At 66.4% G+C, this 14283-nt stretch carries 17 protein-coding genes; 8 read left to right on the forward strand and 9 right to left on the reverse strand.

Going from position 1 to position 14283, the window contains the following annotated elements:
- Nucleotides 1-10: 10 nt before the first annotated feature.
- The 3 genes from serC to EV698_RS05415 form a co-directional block, all read right to left on the reverse strand.
- The gene (serC, locus tag EV698_RS05405; protein ID WP_130503106.1) at nucleotides 11-1093 is read right to left on the reverse strand and encodes a 3-phosphoserine/phosphohydroxythreonine transaminase; all 1083 of its coding nucleotides are present in this window, start codon (nucleotides 1091-1093) and stop codon (nucleotides 11-13) included.
- A 43-nt stretch (nucleotides 1094-1136) separates the two neighbouring features.
- Nucleotides 1137-3698 (reverse strand): DNA gyrase subunit A, encoded by a 2562-nt coding sequence (gene gyrA / locus EV698_RS05410; RefSeq protein WP_130503107.1) that lies wholly within the window; start codon nucleotides 3696-3698, stop codon nucleotides 1137-1139.
- Nucleotides 3699-3791: 93 nt separating this feature from the next.
- Nucleotides 3792-4355 (reverse strand): peptidylprolyl isomerase, encoded by a 564-nt coding sequence (locus tag EV698_RS05415; protein WP_130503108.1) that lies wholly within the window; start codon nucleotides 4353-4355, stop codon nucleotides 3792-3794.
- A 117-nt stretch (nucleotides 4356-4472) separates the two neighbouring features.
- Between EV698_RS05415 and ubiG the strand changes: the two genes are divergently transcribed.
- From ubiG to EV698_RS05440, 5 genes are all read left to right on the forward strand, one after another.
- Complete coding sequence (gene ubiG, locus EV698_RS05420; protein WP_130503109.1) at nucleotides 4473-5189, forward strand: bifunctional 2-polyprenyl-6-hydroxyphenol methylase/3-demethylubiquinol 3-O-methyltransferase UbiG; 717 nt, start codon at nucleotides 4473-4475, stop codon at nucleotides 5187-5189.
- Nucleotides 5186-5893, forward strand: coding sequence for an HAD family hydrolase (locus EV698_RS05425; RefSeq protein WP_239016211.1), 708 nt, complete (start codon nucleotides 5186-5188; stop codon nucleotides 5891-5893). Before ubiG ends, EV698_RS05425 begins: the two co-directional genes overlap by 4 nt.
- 3 nt (nucleotides 5894-5896) lie before the next feature.
- Nucleotides 5897-6766 carry a squalene/phytoene synthase family protein gene (locus EV698_RS05430; protein ID WP_130503110.1) on the forward strand — a complete coding sequence of 290 codons (870 nt, stop codon included), beginning with the start codon at nucleotides 5897-5899 and terminating at the stop codon, nucleotides 6764-6766.
- A complete protein-coding gene (locus EV698_RS05435; RefSeq protein WP_130503111.1) occupies nucleotides 6763-7524 on the forward strand; it encodes an SDR family NAD(P)-dependent oxidoreductase in 762 nt (253 codons plus the stop codon). Before EV698_RS05430 ends, EV698_RS05435 begins: the two co-directional genes overlap by 4 nt.
- A 77-nt stretch (nucleotides 7525-7601) precedes the next feature.
- Nucleotides 7602-8075 (forward strand): YbhB/YbcL family Raf kinase inhibitor-like protein, encoded by a 474-nt coding sequence (locus EV698_RS05440; RefSeq protein ID WP_130503112.1) that lies wholly within the window; start codon nucleotides 7602-7604, stop codon nucleotides 8073-8075.
- On the opposite strand, the gene EV698_RS05445 is transcribed toward EV698_RS05440, so the two are convergent.
- From EV698_RS05445 to EV698_RS05470, 6 genes are read right to left on the reverse strand one after another with little or no spacing between them, the layout of a single operon-like run.
- Nucleotides 8063-8737 (reverse strand): endonuclease III domain-containing protein, encoded by a 675-nt coding sequence (locus EV698_RS05445; RefSeq protein ID WP_130503113.1) that lies wholly within the window; start codon nucleotides 8735-8737, stop codon nucleotides 8063-8065. The two genes, EV698_RS05440 and EV698_RS05445, sit on opposite strands and share 13 nt — an antisense overlap.
- A gap of 6 nt (nucleotides 8738-8743) precedes the next feature.
- The gene (gene rluB, locus EV698_RS05450; RefSeq protein ID WP_130503114.1) at nucleotides 8744-9565 is read right to left on the reverse strand and encodes a 23S rRNA pseudouridine(2605) synthase RluB; all 822 of its coding nucleotides are present in this window, start codon (nucleotides 9563-9565) and stop codon (nucleotides 8744-8746) included.
- The gene (scpB, locus tag EV698_RS05455) at nucleotides 9562-10095 is read right to left on the reverse strand and encodes an SMC-Scp complex subunit ScpB (protein WP_130503115.1); all 534 of its coding nucleotides are present in this window, start codon (nucleotides 10093-10095) and stop codon (nucleotides 9562-9564) included. Before scpB ends, rluB begins: the two co-directional genes overlap by 4 nt.
- On the reverse strand, nucleotides 10088-10867 hold the full coding sequence (locus tag EV698_RS05460; RefSeq protein ID WP_130503116.1) for a segregation and condensation protein A: 780 nt from the start codon (nucleotides 10865-10867) through the stop codon (nucleotides 10088-10090). Before EV698_RS05460 ends, scpB begins: the two co-directional genes overlap by 8 nt.
- A complete protein-coding gene (locus EV698_RS05465; RefSeq protein ID WP_275395079.1) occupies nucleotides 10864-12087 on the reverse strand; it encodes a tryptophan--tRNA ligase in 1224 nt (407 codons plus the stop codon). The genes EV698_RS05460 and EV698_RS05465 overlap by 4 nt, the downstream gene beginning before the upstream one ends.
- A gap of 44 nt (nucleotides 12088-12131) precedes the next feature.
- Nucleotides 12132-12755: an L-threonylcarbamoyladenylate synthase gene (locus tag EV698_RS05470; RefSeq protein WP_130503117.1), complete on the reverse strand. Its 624-nt coding sequence runs from the start codon at nucleotides 12753-12755 to the stop codon at nucleotides 12132-12134.
- Between the two features lie 69 nt (nucleotides 12756-12824).
- Here EV698_RS05470 and EV698_RS05475 point away from each other — a divergent pair, with 69 nt between their 5' ends.
- The 3 genes from EV698_RS05475 to EV698_RS05485 are packed head-to-tail and all read left to right on the forward strand — an operon-like array spanning nucleotide 12825 to nucleotide 14282.
- Complete coding sequence (locus EV698_RS05475) at nucleotides 12825-13124, forward strand: YciI family protein (protein ID WP_130503118.1); 300 nt, start codon at nucleotides 12825-12827, stop codon at nucleotides 13122-13124.
- On the forward strand, nucleotides 13121-13435 hold the full coding sequence (locus EV698_RS05480; RefSeq protein WP_130503119.1) for a BolA family protein: 315 nt from the start codon (nucleotides 13121-13123) through the stop codon (nucleotides 13433-13435). Before EV698_RS05475 ends, EV698_RS05480 begins: the two co-directional genes overlap by 4 nt.
- Nucleotides 13436-13439: 4 nt before the next feature.
- A complete protein-coding gene (locus tag EV698_RS05485; protein WP_130503120.1) occupies nucleotides 13440-14282 on the forward strand; it encodes a peptidylprolyl isomerase in 843 nt (280 codons plus the stop codon).
- Nucleotide 14283: the final 1 nt, after the last annotated feature.

Consider the following 14283-nt stretch of genomic DNA (forward strand, 5'->3'; position numbering starts at 1 on the left):
TTTATCTCGATTATCCGTTGCGTCGTTCAAAATCGGCCATGAAGTCGATCAGTGCGTCGACACCGGCCTCCGGCATGGCATTGTAGATGCTCGCGCGCATCCCGCCCACCGAGCGATGGCCCTTGAGCGTATCCAGGCCGGCGGCGCTGGCCTCGCTGAGGAAGGTCGCATCGAGCGAATCATCGGCGAGCACGAACGGCACATTCATCATGGATCGCGCGTCGGGTGCCACCGGATTGCGGTAGAACGCGGATTCGTCAATCGCCCGGTAGAGCTTGTCCGCCTTGCGGCGATTGATCTCGGCCATGGCCTCGAGGCCGCCCTCGTCCTTCAGCCACTGGAACACCAGGCCGGCGATATAGAGGCTGTAGGTCGCCGGTGTATTGAGCATGGAGTCGGCTTCGGCCTGGCGACGATAATCCCAGATCGCCGGCACCTGTGCACTCGCCTGGTTGAGCAGATCGTCGCGGACGATGACCACGGTCAAACCGGCGGGGCCGAAGTTCTTCTGCGCACCGGCGTAGATCACGCCGAAGCGGGAGACATCGAGCGGTCGCGACAGGAACATCGACGACATGTCGCTGACCAGCGGAACGTCACCGACATCCGGGATGTTCGGGAATTCAACGCCGGTAATCGTCTCGTTGGCGCAGTAATGCAGGTAGGCGGCGTTGGGATCGCACTGCCACTCCGACTGCGCCGGAATCGACATCGGGTCACCGCCACCGCCTTCCGCGACGACATTGACCGCGGTGTACTTGCGGGCCTCGGCGATGGCCTTTTTCGACCAGCTGCCGGTGTTCACGTAGTCGACGCTCGACGCATCGCCGATGAGGTTGAGCGGGACCGCCGAGAACTGCGCGGTCGCCCCGCCCTGCAGGAAAAGCACTCGGTAGTTGTCCGGCACGGCGAGGAGTTCGCGGAGGTCCGCCTCGGCCTTCTCGGCGATGGAGATGAATGACTTGCCACGATGGCTCATCTCCATGACCGACATGCCGGTGCCGTGCCAGTCGAGCATCTCCTCGGCGGCCTGGCGCAGGACGGGCTCCGGGAGGATCGCCGGCCCGGCACTGAAATTGTATACACGCTTCATGATGCGCTCCTGATGGTTGATTGTTTGCGAAAGACCGGGCGGGTCAGTCGTCAGCAGCCTCGGCGTCGTCCGCCGACTCGCCCAGCGCCTCGACCTTGGCCAGGCCGACCAGTGTTTCGTCCTCGGACAGGGCGATCAGCTTGACCCCCTGGGTGTTCCGACTCAGTACTGACACCTCCGCCGCGCGGGTCCGTACCAGGGTGCCGCCATTGGTAATCAGCATGATCTCGTCATCCTGGCTGACCTGCAGCGCACCAACGACGGCCCCGTTACGCGCCGAGGTCTGGATGCCGATCACGCCCATGCCACCACGGCCCCGCAATGGATAATCCGCGACCGGCGTCAGCTTCCCGTAGCCATTCTCGGTAACGGTCAGTACGTCTCCGTCCTCGAGAATCAGTGACTGGATAACGACCTGATCGGTTCCCAGGCGCACGCCGCGCACGCCGGTCGCCGTGCGGCCCATTGCCCGCACCTCGGATTCCTTGAAGCGGATCGCCTTACCGGTATTGGTCAGCAGCATGACCTCGCAGTTGCCATCGGTCACACCGACGTTGACCAGCGTGTCGTCGTCGCCCAGGTTGACCGCGATAATGCCGTTGGCACGAGGCCGCGAGTAATCCACCAGCGGCGTCTTTTTGACCGTCCCCTGGCGAGTCGCCATGAACACGAAGCGGTCGGCATCGAATTCGCTGATCGGCAGGACGGCATTGATACGCTCGTCCGGCTCGAGCGGCAGGAGGTTGACGATGGGCTTGCCGCGGGCGCCACGACTACCATGCGGCAGCTCGTAGACTTTGAGCCAGTAGCATTTGCCCCGGCTCGAGAAACACAGCAGCGTGTCGTGGGTGTTCGCCACCCAGAGCTTGTCGACGAAATCCTCGCCGCGCATCTGCGTGGCCGCTTTGCCCTTACCCCCGCGGCGTTGTGCCTGGTAGGTGTCGAGCGGCTGCGACTTGGCATAGCCGTTGTGCGACAGCGTTACCACCACGTCCTGCGGCGGGATCAGATCCTCCATGGACAGATCCAGGCGGGTCTCGAGGATCTCGCTTCGGCGGTCATCGCCGTAACGCTCGCGAATGGTCTCCAGCTCCTCGCGGATTACCTGCATGAGCCGCTCGCTGCTGGCGAGGATGTCGAGCAGATCGGCGATGGCCTCGAGGATCTGGCGGTACTCGTCGACGATCTTGTCCTGCTCGAGGCCGGTCAGCCGATGCAGTCGCAGATCAAGGATCGCCTGGGCCTGCGCCTCGGTGAGGCGATAGCCGTTATTCACCCAGCCGACGTCGGCGCCGAGTGATTCGGGCCGCGACGCCGCGGCGCCCGCCCGCGACAGCATCTCGCTGACAATGCCCGGCGCCCAGTCGCGGGCGACAAGGGCGGCACGCGCATCGGCGGAGGTGGTCGAGGCCTTGATCAGGGCGATGACCTCGTCGATGTTGGCCAGCGCCACGGCGAGGCCTTCGAGCACATGAGCCCGGTCACGCGCCTTGCGCAGCTCGTAGACGGTTCGGCGGGTGACGACCTCGCGGCGGTGGCTGATGAACGCATCGAGCACGTCGCGAAGGTTGTGTTGTTTCGGCTGCCCCTCGAAAAGCGCCACCATGTTGATGCCGAATACCGTTTCGAGCTGGGTGTGCTGGTAGAGGTTGTTCAGCACCACCTCCGGGACCTCGCCGCGGCGGAGCTCGATCACCATCCGGATGCCGTCCTTGTCGGATTCGTCGCGCAGCTCGGTAATCCCCTCAATGCGCTTTTCCTTGACCAGCTCCGCGATCTTCTCGAGCAGCCGCGCCTTGTTCACCTGGTAGGGCAGCTCCTCGACGATGATCGACGCCTTGCCGTTGCTACTGTCGTGCTCGAAACGGCAGCGTGCCCGCATCACCATCCGGCCGCGTCCGGTGCGGTAGGCCTCGCGGATCCCCTCGACGCCATTGATGATGCCGCGCGTGGGCAGATCGGGGCCGGGGATGAACGTCATCAGCGCCTCGACATCGAGGCTGTCGTCATCGATCAGCGCAATGCAGGCGTCCACCACCTCGCGCAGATTGTGTGGCGGGACATTCGTCGCCATTCCCACGGCGATCCCCGAGCCGCCGTTCACCAGGAAATTGGGCACCCGGGTGGGCAACACCTCGGGCTCCTGCTCGGAACCGTCGTAGTTGTCACCGAAGTCCACGGTTTCCTTGTCGATATCGGCGAGCAATTCATGCGCCATGCGCGCCATACGTACCTCGGTGTAGCGCATGGCGGCGGCATTGTCGCCGTCGATGGAACCGAAGTTGCCCTGGCCGTCGACCAGCAGATAACGCATGGAGAAATCCTGCGCCATGCGAACGATGGTGTCGTAGACGGCCGTATCACCGTGGGGGTGGTACTTACCGATAACGTCGCCAACCACGCGGGCCGACTTCTTGTAGGGGCGGTTCCAGTCGTTACCGAGTTCGCGCATCGCGTAGAGCACGCGACGGTGAACGGGTTTGAGCCCGTCGCGCACATCGGGTAGTGCACGGCCGACGATGACGCTCATGGCGTAATCGAGGTAAGACTGGCGCATCTCGTCTTCGAGATTGACCGGGAGGATTTCCTTGGCAACGCTGGACATGGAGGGGGTCTCGACCATCGTGAAGTTGGCTTGTTTAAAGCCGTAATTCTAACATGCGCGGGCCGCCGCGGCACGGCGACCCCGGGCTGGCGGTCAGTCGCTGTCGACGCGGCGTGCGGCCTCCACGACGACCGGTTCCACCGGCACGTCGGCCATGCCATTGCGACGGCCGGTCTCGCCGCCGGCGATCCGGTCAACCACGTCCATGCCCTCCACAACGCGGGCAAATACCGCGTAACCGAAATCGCGCTCACCGTGGTCGAGGACATTATTGTCGGAGAGGTTCACGAAAAACTGTGACGTGGCGCTGTCCCGATCGCGGGTGCGGGCCATCGACAGGGTGCCGCGCTTGTTCCGGCGCCCGTTATCGGCCTCGTTGACGATCGGGGCGCGGGTCTCCTTACGCTCGAAACCGGCGCTGAACCCACCGCCCTGGATCACAAAACCGGGGATGACACGGTGGAAGATCGTGCCGCCGTAGAAGCCATCGTCGACATAGGCGAGAAAGTTCTCGACGGTGACCGGCGCCGCCTCGCTGAAGAGCTCGATACGGATGTCGCCGGCGGTTGTCTCGAAAACGACCCGCGGGTTCTCGGCACTCGCCGCACCGGCGCCCACCGCAGCCGCCAGGGCAAGGCTCAGAGAAAGGGATTTCATGGCGATAACTCCTGTTGTTTTAGTTGGTCGGCGGATTGTCCCACATCCCCTGTCGGTTGATGCCAGCGTGCTATCCTCTAGGTCAATCGGAATTGCAGACAGCCGGCCAGGAGACCCATGCGCGAGCAGAACGCGGATCCGGATGAAATCGCCAGGTTTGATCGGGATGCGAACGACTGGTGGGATCCGCAGGGACCGTTCGCTCCCCTCCACGCCATCAATCCACTGCGCCTCGACTACATCGAGCAATGCGGCGGGCCGATCCGCGGCCGGCGAATCGTCGACGTGGGCTGCGGCGGCGGCCTGCTGGCCGAGGGCCTGGCGGAACGCGGCGCCGCCCGGGTAGACGGGATCGACCTGGCGCCCGAGACCATCGAAGTCGCCCGCCAGCATGCGCGCGACCGATACCCGGCCATCGATTACCAGGCGGTTTCGGCGGAGTCGTTCGCCGCTTCCCACGCCGGGATGTTCGATACGGTGACCTGTCTCGAGCTCCTTGAGCATGTCCCCGATCCGGCCTCGGTCATACAGGCCTGCGCCACCCTGGTGCGCCCCGGCGGATCGGTCTTTTTCTCGACCATCAATCGCAACACCCGCGCCTGGCTGTTCGCCGTTGTCGCCGCCGAGCAGGTCCTCGGCCTGCTGCCAAAGGGCACGCACAACGCAAAGGCGTTTATCCAGCCGGCCGAGCTGGGTCGCTGGGCACGGCAGGCCGGACTGGATCTGCAGGATCTGACCGGCCTCCATTACCACCCGGTGACCCGGCATTACACGCTGGGCGGCAACACCCGGGTCAACTACCTTGCCCACTGCCGACGACCGGAGGCCGCGTGACCACGGTGGACAACGACCGCGCCCACGGCGTGCTGCTCGACCTCGACGGCACGTTGCTGGACACCGCACCCGATCTTATCGACAGCCTCAACCTGCTGCGCGAGGAGCACGGAATGGCTGCCCTGCCGGATACCGAGTTCCTGCACGCGGTCGGCCACGGCAGCGTTCCGATGATTGCCCGCGGCTTCAACCTGCATCCCGGCGATCACGGATTCGATCAGCTCCGCGAGCGTTTCCTCGCGGTCTACGCCGGCCGCGTCAGCCACCGAACCCGCAGCTACGAGGGCGTCGACGAGACGCTCGCCGCGCTGGAGGCGGCCGGCATCCCGTGGGGCATCGTCACCAACAAGCCGGGCTGGCTGACCACCCCACTGCTGGCAGATCTCGGCTATGCCGGGCGGCCGGCCTGCGTGGTGAGCGGGGACAATCCGGCACGACGCAAGCCGCACCCCTACCAGATCATCGAGGCGGCACGGCAGCTCGAACTGCCACCGTCGGCCTGCCTGGTCGTGGGTGACACCGAGCGTGATATCCGGGCCGGTCGACAGGCCGGCACGCTGACGCTGGTCGCGCTCTACGGCTACCTCTCGGGCGACGATCACGTCGAACACTGGGGGGCCGACGGCCTGATCGGCGAGCCCGCCGAACTCCTGCGCTGGGTCGCCGATCCCTCGATGCCCCATCGCCAGCCGATCGCGGTCTGAACCATGGAACCGATGGAATACTGCCGGCGCAAGGTCGCGCCGGATGGATCGAGCCTTTATTACGCCCTGCTGTTTGCACCGGCCTCGACGCGCGACGGACTGACCGCCCTCGCCGCCTACCGTGCCGAGGTGCTGGAGATCCCCCGCGAGGTCAGCGACCCGGGGGTCGGGGCGGTCAAGCTCAACTGGTGGCAGGAGGAGCTCGAGCGCCTGGCCGCCGAGACGCCCCGGCACCCGATCACCCAGGCACTGCTACCCACCCTCCAGCACCATCAGCTGGCGCTGGAGGGTCTGAACGAGGTGGTCGAGGCGAGCCGTATGGACCTTGAGTACGGCCGCTACCCGACGCTTCGCGAGCTGACGCTCTATTGCCACCGAGCGGGGGGCGCCGTCGCCGACCTCGCCTGGCGGATCGGCGGCTCGACGGGCATGGATGCCGCCCCGTTCGCGCATGATCTGGCCATGGGCCTGGAGCTCACGCGGATGCTGCGGCACCTGCGCCGCGATGTCCGGGCCGGCCGGCTGTATATCCCCGAGGACGAGCTGACGATGAGCGGGCTTGGCAGCGACGATCTGCTGGCCGCCGACCGGAGCGAGGACGTCCGTGCCCTGCTGGGTCGCCAGGCCGATCGGGCCCGACGCTTTCTCGACAGCGCCATCGGTCAGCTCCCCGACAACGCGCGTCCGGAGCAGACCTACGGGCTGATCCTCGCTGTCCTGCATCGCCAGCTCCTCGAGAGCATTGGTCGCGATGGCTATGCCGTTACCGACCGGCAAGTCCACCTGACGCCGCTACGCAAGCTCTGGCTAGCGTGGCGTACCGCGCGACGGCCACATAAAGTCCACCCCCGCCCGGAGTCGTCATCGACATGATCGAGCCGCTTACCGCCACCCGCGAGACGCCCCCCACCCCCGGCCGGCTCGCCGGCCAGCGCATCCTGATTACCGGCGCCGCCGGGGAACTGGGATGCGCCCTCGCCGAACGGGTCGTTGCCGAGGGCGCCGACGCCATCCTGCTCGACAAGTCCCTCGAGGGGCTCGAGTCGCTCCATGACCGGATCGAGGCGGCCGGTCACGGGCAACCCGCGTTGTATCCGCTGGATATGATGGGCGCGGGGCCAGATGACTATGCCGAACTCGCCGGGCGACTCGACGAATCCCTCGGCGGTGTCGACGCCGTTGTGCATGCGGCCGCCGATGCCGGCGAACCCGCGCCACTGGGACTCTACGATCCGCAGGCCTGGCTGAAATGCCTGCACGTCAATATCAACGCGGCGTTCCTGCTCACCCAGGCCCTCTTGCCCATGCTGCGAACCCACCGGGGTCGGGTGATTTTCGTCACGGATGAGGCGGGCCGGACGGGCCGAGCGGCGACGGGGGCCTATGGCGTGAGCAAGTGGGCCGTCGAGGGGATCGCCGCCACCCTCGCCGCGGAGTACTCCGAGGCCCATCCGGTAATCAGCTGCAGTGTCGACCCGGGGGCATTGCAGTCGCGACTGAGGCGACAACTTTTTACCGGCGAAACGGTCGACGAGGTACCGACGGCGGACGCCGCGGCCGTAGCGCTCGCGGGGCTGCTCGACCCCGCGGGGCCCCCCGTCAACGGGACCATGTACCGCGTGGTCCTCTGACAGAGATTGCAGGCTTGTGACAAGCCTGCGCGAAGTGCAAGCATGCGCAACATTTGAACACGACTGGAGACAATTACATGGGATTTGCCCTATCGGCAATGCAGGCACGCAGTAACGCCTTTGGCCCCCAGCAGCCGATTCCGGTGCAGTACACCGGCGAGGGTAACGACGTCGCTCCACCGCTCCACTGGACCGGCGCGCCCGAGGGGACCGAGGGCTTCGCGGTGATCTGCCACGACCCCGATGCCCCCCTCATCAGCCCCGGCAGCTACGGCTTCGTACACTGGGTGTACTACAACATACCGCGGGATGTGACCGCCCTCGAGGAGGGTAGCGAGGCCTATACGCAGGGCGTCACCGACTTCGGCCGCCAGGCTTACGGAGGGCCGATGCCGCCGGAGGGACACGGCGTTCACAACTACTATTTCTGGGTGCTGGCGCTCGACCAGTCGCTGCAGCTGGAGCCCGGTCTGACGATGCGCCAGTTCCTCGAGCAGGTCGAGCCGCATGTCATCGGCATGAGCCGTGTCATCGGAACCTACGAGCGCTGAACACCCGCCCCGCCGTAAGCACACGCCGGCTGCAGGGGACACCACTCGCAGTGCGGCGAACGCGGCCGGCAGTAGTCCTTGCCCAGCGCGACGATCAGGGCATGGGCCTCGTTGAAGCGCCTCGCATCACGCGGTAGCGCGGCGTGAAAAGCCGACTGCAACGGCTCGTAACCGATATCGGGTGGCACCACGCCAACCCGCGAGAATATCCGCCGCGTATAGGCATCCACGACAAACACGGGCCGGTTGAAGCCGTAGAGCAGCACATCGTCCACGCTCTCCGGACCGAGGCCTTTCACCGCCAGCAGCGCCTCCCGGGCGGCTCCGGTTTCCATGGCTTGCAGCCCCGCCTCACCCCCGAGTTCGAGCCAGGTCTCGCAGGCGGCCGTCAGACGCTGCGCCTTGACGTTGTAGTAGCCGCTCGGGCGGATGCATTCGCGTAGCGCATCCGCCGGCGCGTTGACGATTGCCGTGGCCGAGAGCCAGTCGCGAGCGCGGAGCCGGGCGATGGCCTGCTCGACATTGCGCCAGGCGGCGTTCTGGGTCAGTACCGCGCCGACGAGCACCTCGAATGCGGTCTCGGCGGGCCACCAGTCCTGCGGGCCGAAGGCCTCGGAGAGCCGGTCCAGCAGCCCGGGCAGTTCTCCGTGTTCGATCGCCATGGCCGGTCAGCGGCGCCGGCCGCGGGGCCCGCTACCGCGAGTGCCCGGCTTGCGAGTCCCGGCGGCGGACGTTTCCGGCGTTGCATCGGCCAGGCCCACCCGGTTGGCGAGATCGCGGATCTCGCCGGGTGTCAGTGACTGGTATTGCCCCTCGCGGAGTCGTGGCGGCATCTCGTAGGGACCGTACTGGACCCGGATCAGGCGACTCACCTGCACGCCCTGCGACTCCCAGAGCCGGCGTACCAGCCGATTCTTGCCCTCGCGCACTCTGACCCGGTACCAGCGGTTGGCCTGCTCGCCGGGATCGAGGGCCTTGATCGATTCGAACGCCGCCTTGCCATCATCGAGCATCACACCGTCGAGTAGCCGCTGATAAACGCCCTCCTCGACCGGGCCGTAGATCCGCACGGCGTAGTCCCGCGCCATCTCGTAGGAAGGATGCGCCAGTCGGTTGGCGAGATCGCCGTCGGTAGTGAGCAGCAGCAGGCCGGAGCTGTTGATATCGAGGCGGCCCACCGATAGCCAGCGGCCGGACTTCGGCCGTGGCAGCCGCGGAAAGATGGTCTTGCGCCCCTCGGGATCGTGACGGGTGACGAGCTCGCCGGTCGGCTTGTGGTAGGCGATCACCTCGCGCTCGCCGGGTGACCGGGCGGCCGCGCCCACAAGCCGGCCATCGACGCGGATGCGAGCCTGGTCATCCACCCGGTCACCCAGCGTCGCGCGGTGACCGTTCACCTCGACGCGGCCGTCATCGATTTGCCGTTCCATCTCGCGGCGCGAGCCGATCCCGGCGCGGGCGAGGACTTTCTGCAGTTTCTCCGAGGTCATTCTTTCCCCTGTTCCGGGCTGTCCATCAGTGCGGGTAATTCGCTCAGGCTACTGAGATTGAAGTGATCGAGGAAGTCGCGCGTGGTGGCGAACACCGCCGGCCGCCCGGGACTGTCCCGATGCCCGGCCACCCGGATCCAGCCCCGGTCCTGCAGCGTGTTCATCACCGAGGTGCTGGGCGGTACCCCGCGAATCGCCTCGATCTCGGCGCGCGTCACCGGTTGCCGATAGGCGATAATCGCCAGCGTCTCGAGCACTGCGCGCGAGTAGCGCGCCGGTTTTTCCTCCCGGAGGCGCGCCACCCAGGGGGCGTAGCGCTCGGGGACCTGCAGGCGCCAGCCGTTCGCCACCCGCTGCAGCTCGACGCCACGATCGCTCAGTTGCCGATCGAGTCGCGCCAGCGCCGCCTCCAGGGTGGCCCGATCCGGCGGCACATCGCCGAACAAGGCCTGCAGCTGGTGGATATCCAGCGGCGTCCCCGCGGCGAGCAGCGCCGCCTCGATAATGCGCTCGAGGCCGGGATCATCCATGCGGTTGGCGGGCACGCAGGTAGAGTGGCGCCAGCGGCTCGGACTGGACCAGCTCCAGCAGCCGGGCCTTGAGCAGCTCGAGAACGGCAAGAAAAGTTACCACCACGCCGGCGCGCCCCTCCCGGGCGTCGAGCAGATCCGTCAGCACCACGAACCGATCGCCGTCGACGAGCGCCAGCGTCTCGCTCATGCGCTCGCGCACCGAGAGCGCCTCGCGCCGGATCGCATGGTGACGGTTCAACGCCGCCCGCTCCATGACCGCGGCAAAGGCGTCGCGCAGCTCGTCCACTCCGACCCGGGGCGCCGGTCCCGGCACCCGTTCCATCGATTCGGCGACGCGGGCGGGCGCCAGTTCGCGGCCCATCCGCGGCAACGCGTCCAGCCGCTCACCGGCATCACGGAACTGCTCGTACTCGCGCAGTCGGCGCACCAGCTCGGCGCGCGGATCGGGGTCGTCTTCTTCGTCACGGGCGGGCGTGCGGGGCATGAGCATCCGCGACTTGATCTCGGCGAGCATTGCGGCCATGACGAGATAATCCGAGGCAAGTGCCAGGCGTTTCCCGGTCATCAGGTCGACGTAGTGCATGTACTGATCGGTGATTCGGGCGATGGGGATATCGAGGATATCGAGGTTCTGGCGCCGAATCAGGTACAGGAGCAGATCGAGCGGGCCCTCGAAGGTCTCGAGAAACACCTCGAGGGCATCCGGCGGGATAAACAGATCGCGGGGCAGCTCGTGGTAGGGCTCGCCCCGCACCGTGGCGATTGTCATCGCTGTCGGTAGTCCAGCCCGATGGCGGCACGCACCTCCGTCATGGTCTCGCGCGCCACGCCACGGGCCCGGTCACAGCCATCGCTGATGATCTGCTGGACATGGCCCGGATCGGCCTCCAGCGCGGCCGCCCGCTCCCGAATGGGTGCCACTTCGGCCTGCATGGCCTCGATAAGCGGCTTTTTGCAATCGAGACAGCCGATTCCCGCCGACCGGCAGCCGTTCTCGACCCACGCGCGGGTGGCATCGTCGGCGTAGACCTTGTGCAGATCGAACACCGGGCATTTCTCCGGCTCGCCCGGGTCGATCCGTCGAACCCGGGCCGGATCGGTGGGCATGGTGCGGATCTTGCGGTCGATATCGGCATCCGATTCGCGTAGCGACAGGGTGTTGCCGTACGACTTCGACATCTTGCGCCCGTCGAGGCCGGGCATCCGCGGGGAGTGGGTCAGCAGCGCCTCCGGCTCGCTGAGCACATTCCGCCCGCCGCCATCGAGATAGCCCACGAGGCGCGCGCGGTCGGCGATGGTGAGATTCTGCTGGCTCTCGAGAAGGGCCCTGCCCTCGCCGAGCGCATCCGTATCGCCCGCCTCCTGGTAGCGGCGGCGCAGCGAGCGATAGAGCCGGGCCTGCTTTTTGCCCATTTTGCTGATCGCCGACTCGGCCTTGTCCTCGAACCCGGGCTCGCGACCGAACAGGTGATTGAAGCGACGTGCCAGTTCACGGGTCAGCTCGACGTGCGAGACCTGGTCCTCGCCCACCGGAACGCCACTGGCGCCGTAGATGAGGATATCGGCGCTCTGCAAAACCGGGTAGCCGAGAAAGCCATAGGTCGCCAGGTCGCGATCGCGCAGTTCGGCGATCTGATCCTTGTAGGTCGGCACCCGCTCGAGCCAGCCCAGCGGCGCGATCATCGACAGCAGTAGATGCAACTCGGCGTGCTCCATCACCCGCGACTGGATGAACAGCGTCGCGAGGTTCGGATTGACGCCGGTTGCGAGCCAGTCGACCACCATGTCCCAGACGCTCTGCGAGATCACCTCGCGGTTTTCGTAGGCGGTCGTCAGTGCATGCCAGTCGGCCACGAAGAAAAAGCAGTCGTGCGAGGCCTGCAGGTCGACCCAGTTGCGCAGCACGCCGTGATAATGGCCCAGATGAAGGCGCCCGGTGGGGCGCATGCCGGAGAGGATGCGATCGCGGCTGGCAGGGGATTGGCTCAAGATGACCTCCGCTTGGAATATTTGCCTGTGCGCATGATAGCGGATCAGGTCTCGAAAACGTGGGCATCCCCCGCGCCGCGGCGGATGACCTCCGGATGCTCGCCACTGAGGTCCACCACGGTGCTCGGCTCGAGCCCGCCGGGACCGCCATCGATTACGGCATCGACCTGTTTGCCCAGCCGCTCGCGCATATCCACCGGATCGGTCATGGGAACGGTCTCGCCCGGCAACAGCAGCGTGGTCGTGGTCAGCGGCTCGCCGAGCGCCTCGAGCAGCGCCTGGGCGACGGGATGATCGGGCACCCGGATGCCGATGGTCTTGCGCCGGGTGTGCTGGACCCGGCGCGGGACTTCCGCCGTGGCCCGCAACACGAACGTATAGGGCCCCGGCACATGGGCCTTCAGCAAACGGAAGGCGTTGTTGTCGAGCCGGGTGTAACTGCCGATATCGGAGAGATCGCGACACGCGAGCGTGAAGTGGTGGCGCTCCTCGAGGCCACGGAGCTGGCGGATCCGGTCGATCGCGGATTTCTCGCCCATGGCGCAGCCGAGCGCATAGGTCGTCCCGGTCGGATAGATGACAACACCCCCCTGCCGGATTATCTCCACGGCGCGGTGGACAAGCCGCGGCTGAGGCGTGTGGGGATGGATCTCGAAGTACTGGCTCATGGTGAGCTCCTCTGGTGTCGACACGACACAAGTATGGTAGCGTTTTTGGATAGTAACGGACGGGATGCTATGTACTACGCGATCATCAGTGAAGACGTCGACGACAGCGCGGAGCGCCGTGCCGGCGCACGCAACGACCACATCGCGCGACTCGAACAGCTGCGCGACGAGGGGCGTTTGCTGGTCGCCGGGCCGACGCCGGCGATCGATGCCCCCGATCCCGGCGAGGCGGGCTTCAGCGGCAGCGTCGTGATCGCCGAGTTCGAATCGCTCGCCACCGCCCGCGCCTGGGCCGACGACGATCCGTATGTCGCCGCCGGCGTGTACCGGGACGTGACCGTCAAACCCTTTCGCAAGGCCCTGCCATGACCGATATCCCGCGCAGCGAGCGCCCGGCAATGATCCGCGAGCGCCTCCACCGGGCCCTGTCCATCGAGTCGCTCGAGGTCGAGGACGACAGCCATCGCCACGCCGGGCACACCGGCGCACAGGCGGGTGGCGGCCATTACAACCTGCGCATTGTCAGTGACGATTTCGCGGGGCAGCGCCGGTTGCAACGCCATCGGCAGGTCTACGATGCGATGGGTGATGCGATGCGCAACGACTGCATCCATGCCCTCAGCATCGAGGCGCTGACGCCGGGCGAGGCCCAGTCACAGCCACATCATCAAAGCGAGTAACTGCATGCATTTCCCCCCGCTCAAAGCCTTCGGACTGACCATTCCGGCACTCGCCCTCACCCTCGGACTGGGCGTTGCCCAGGCGCAGGACGAGGTCGAGACCCGGGTCCTTGCCGAGATCAACGGCGAGACCATCACCGAGCGCGAACTCGATCAGCTGGTCTCACAGCAGACCCAGGGCCAGTCCGAGATCCCGCCGACCCAGCGTCGTCAGTTCCTCGAGGAGATCATCAACCTGATGCTGCTCGCCCAGGCAGGCGATGAAGCCGATATCGACGAGTCGCCCGACGTGGCCGCGCAGCTGAACAACGACCGGCGTCGAACGCTGGCCCAGGCCTTCGTGCGCCAGCTAACCGAGGACGAACCGGTGGAAGAATCGGTGCTGCGCGAGCGCTACGAGACGCAGTATGGCGGCGCGGCGCCGAAGGAGTACAAGGCGCGCCATATCCTCGTTTCCGACCGCGAACAGGCGGCGGCCATCATCGATCGGCTCGCCGACGGTGAGTCGTTTACCGAGCTGGCGGGCCAGTACTCGGAGGACGGCACCTCGCGCGACGGCGGCAACCTCGGCTGGTTCGCGCCGGGCGATATGGTCGGTCCGTTCTCGGAGGCGGTCACTGAGCTCGAGCCCGGCGCGGTGACCGACGAGCCGGTGCAGACGCGGTTCGGATTCCACGTCATCCGCCTCGACGACACCCGCGAGACCGAGGCGCCGGCCTTCTCCGATGTAGCCAGCGATCTGCGGATGAGCGTCATTAACGAGCGGATCCAGGCCGAGCTGCAGGCGCTCCGCGAGGATGCGGAGATCGACTACGAGGCCAACTGGGCGAAGCCGGACAACGGCTAGC

It is taken from the genome of Spiribacter vilamensis (genome assembly GCF_004217415.1).
In the GTDB taxonomy this organism is placed as follows: Bacteria; Pseudomonadota; Gammaproteobacteria; order Nitrococcales; family Nitrococcaceae; genus Spiribacter; species Spiribacter vilamensis.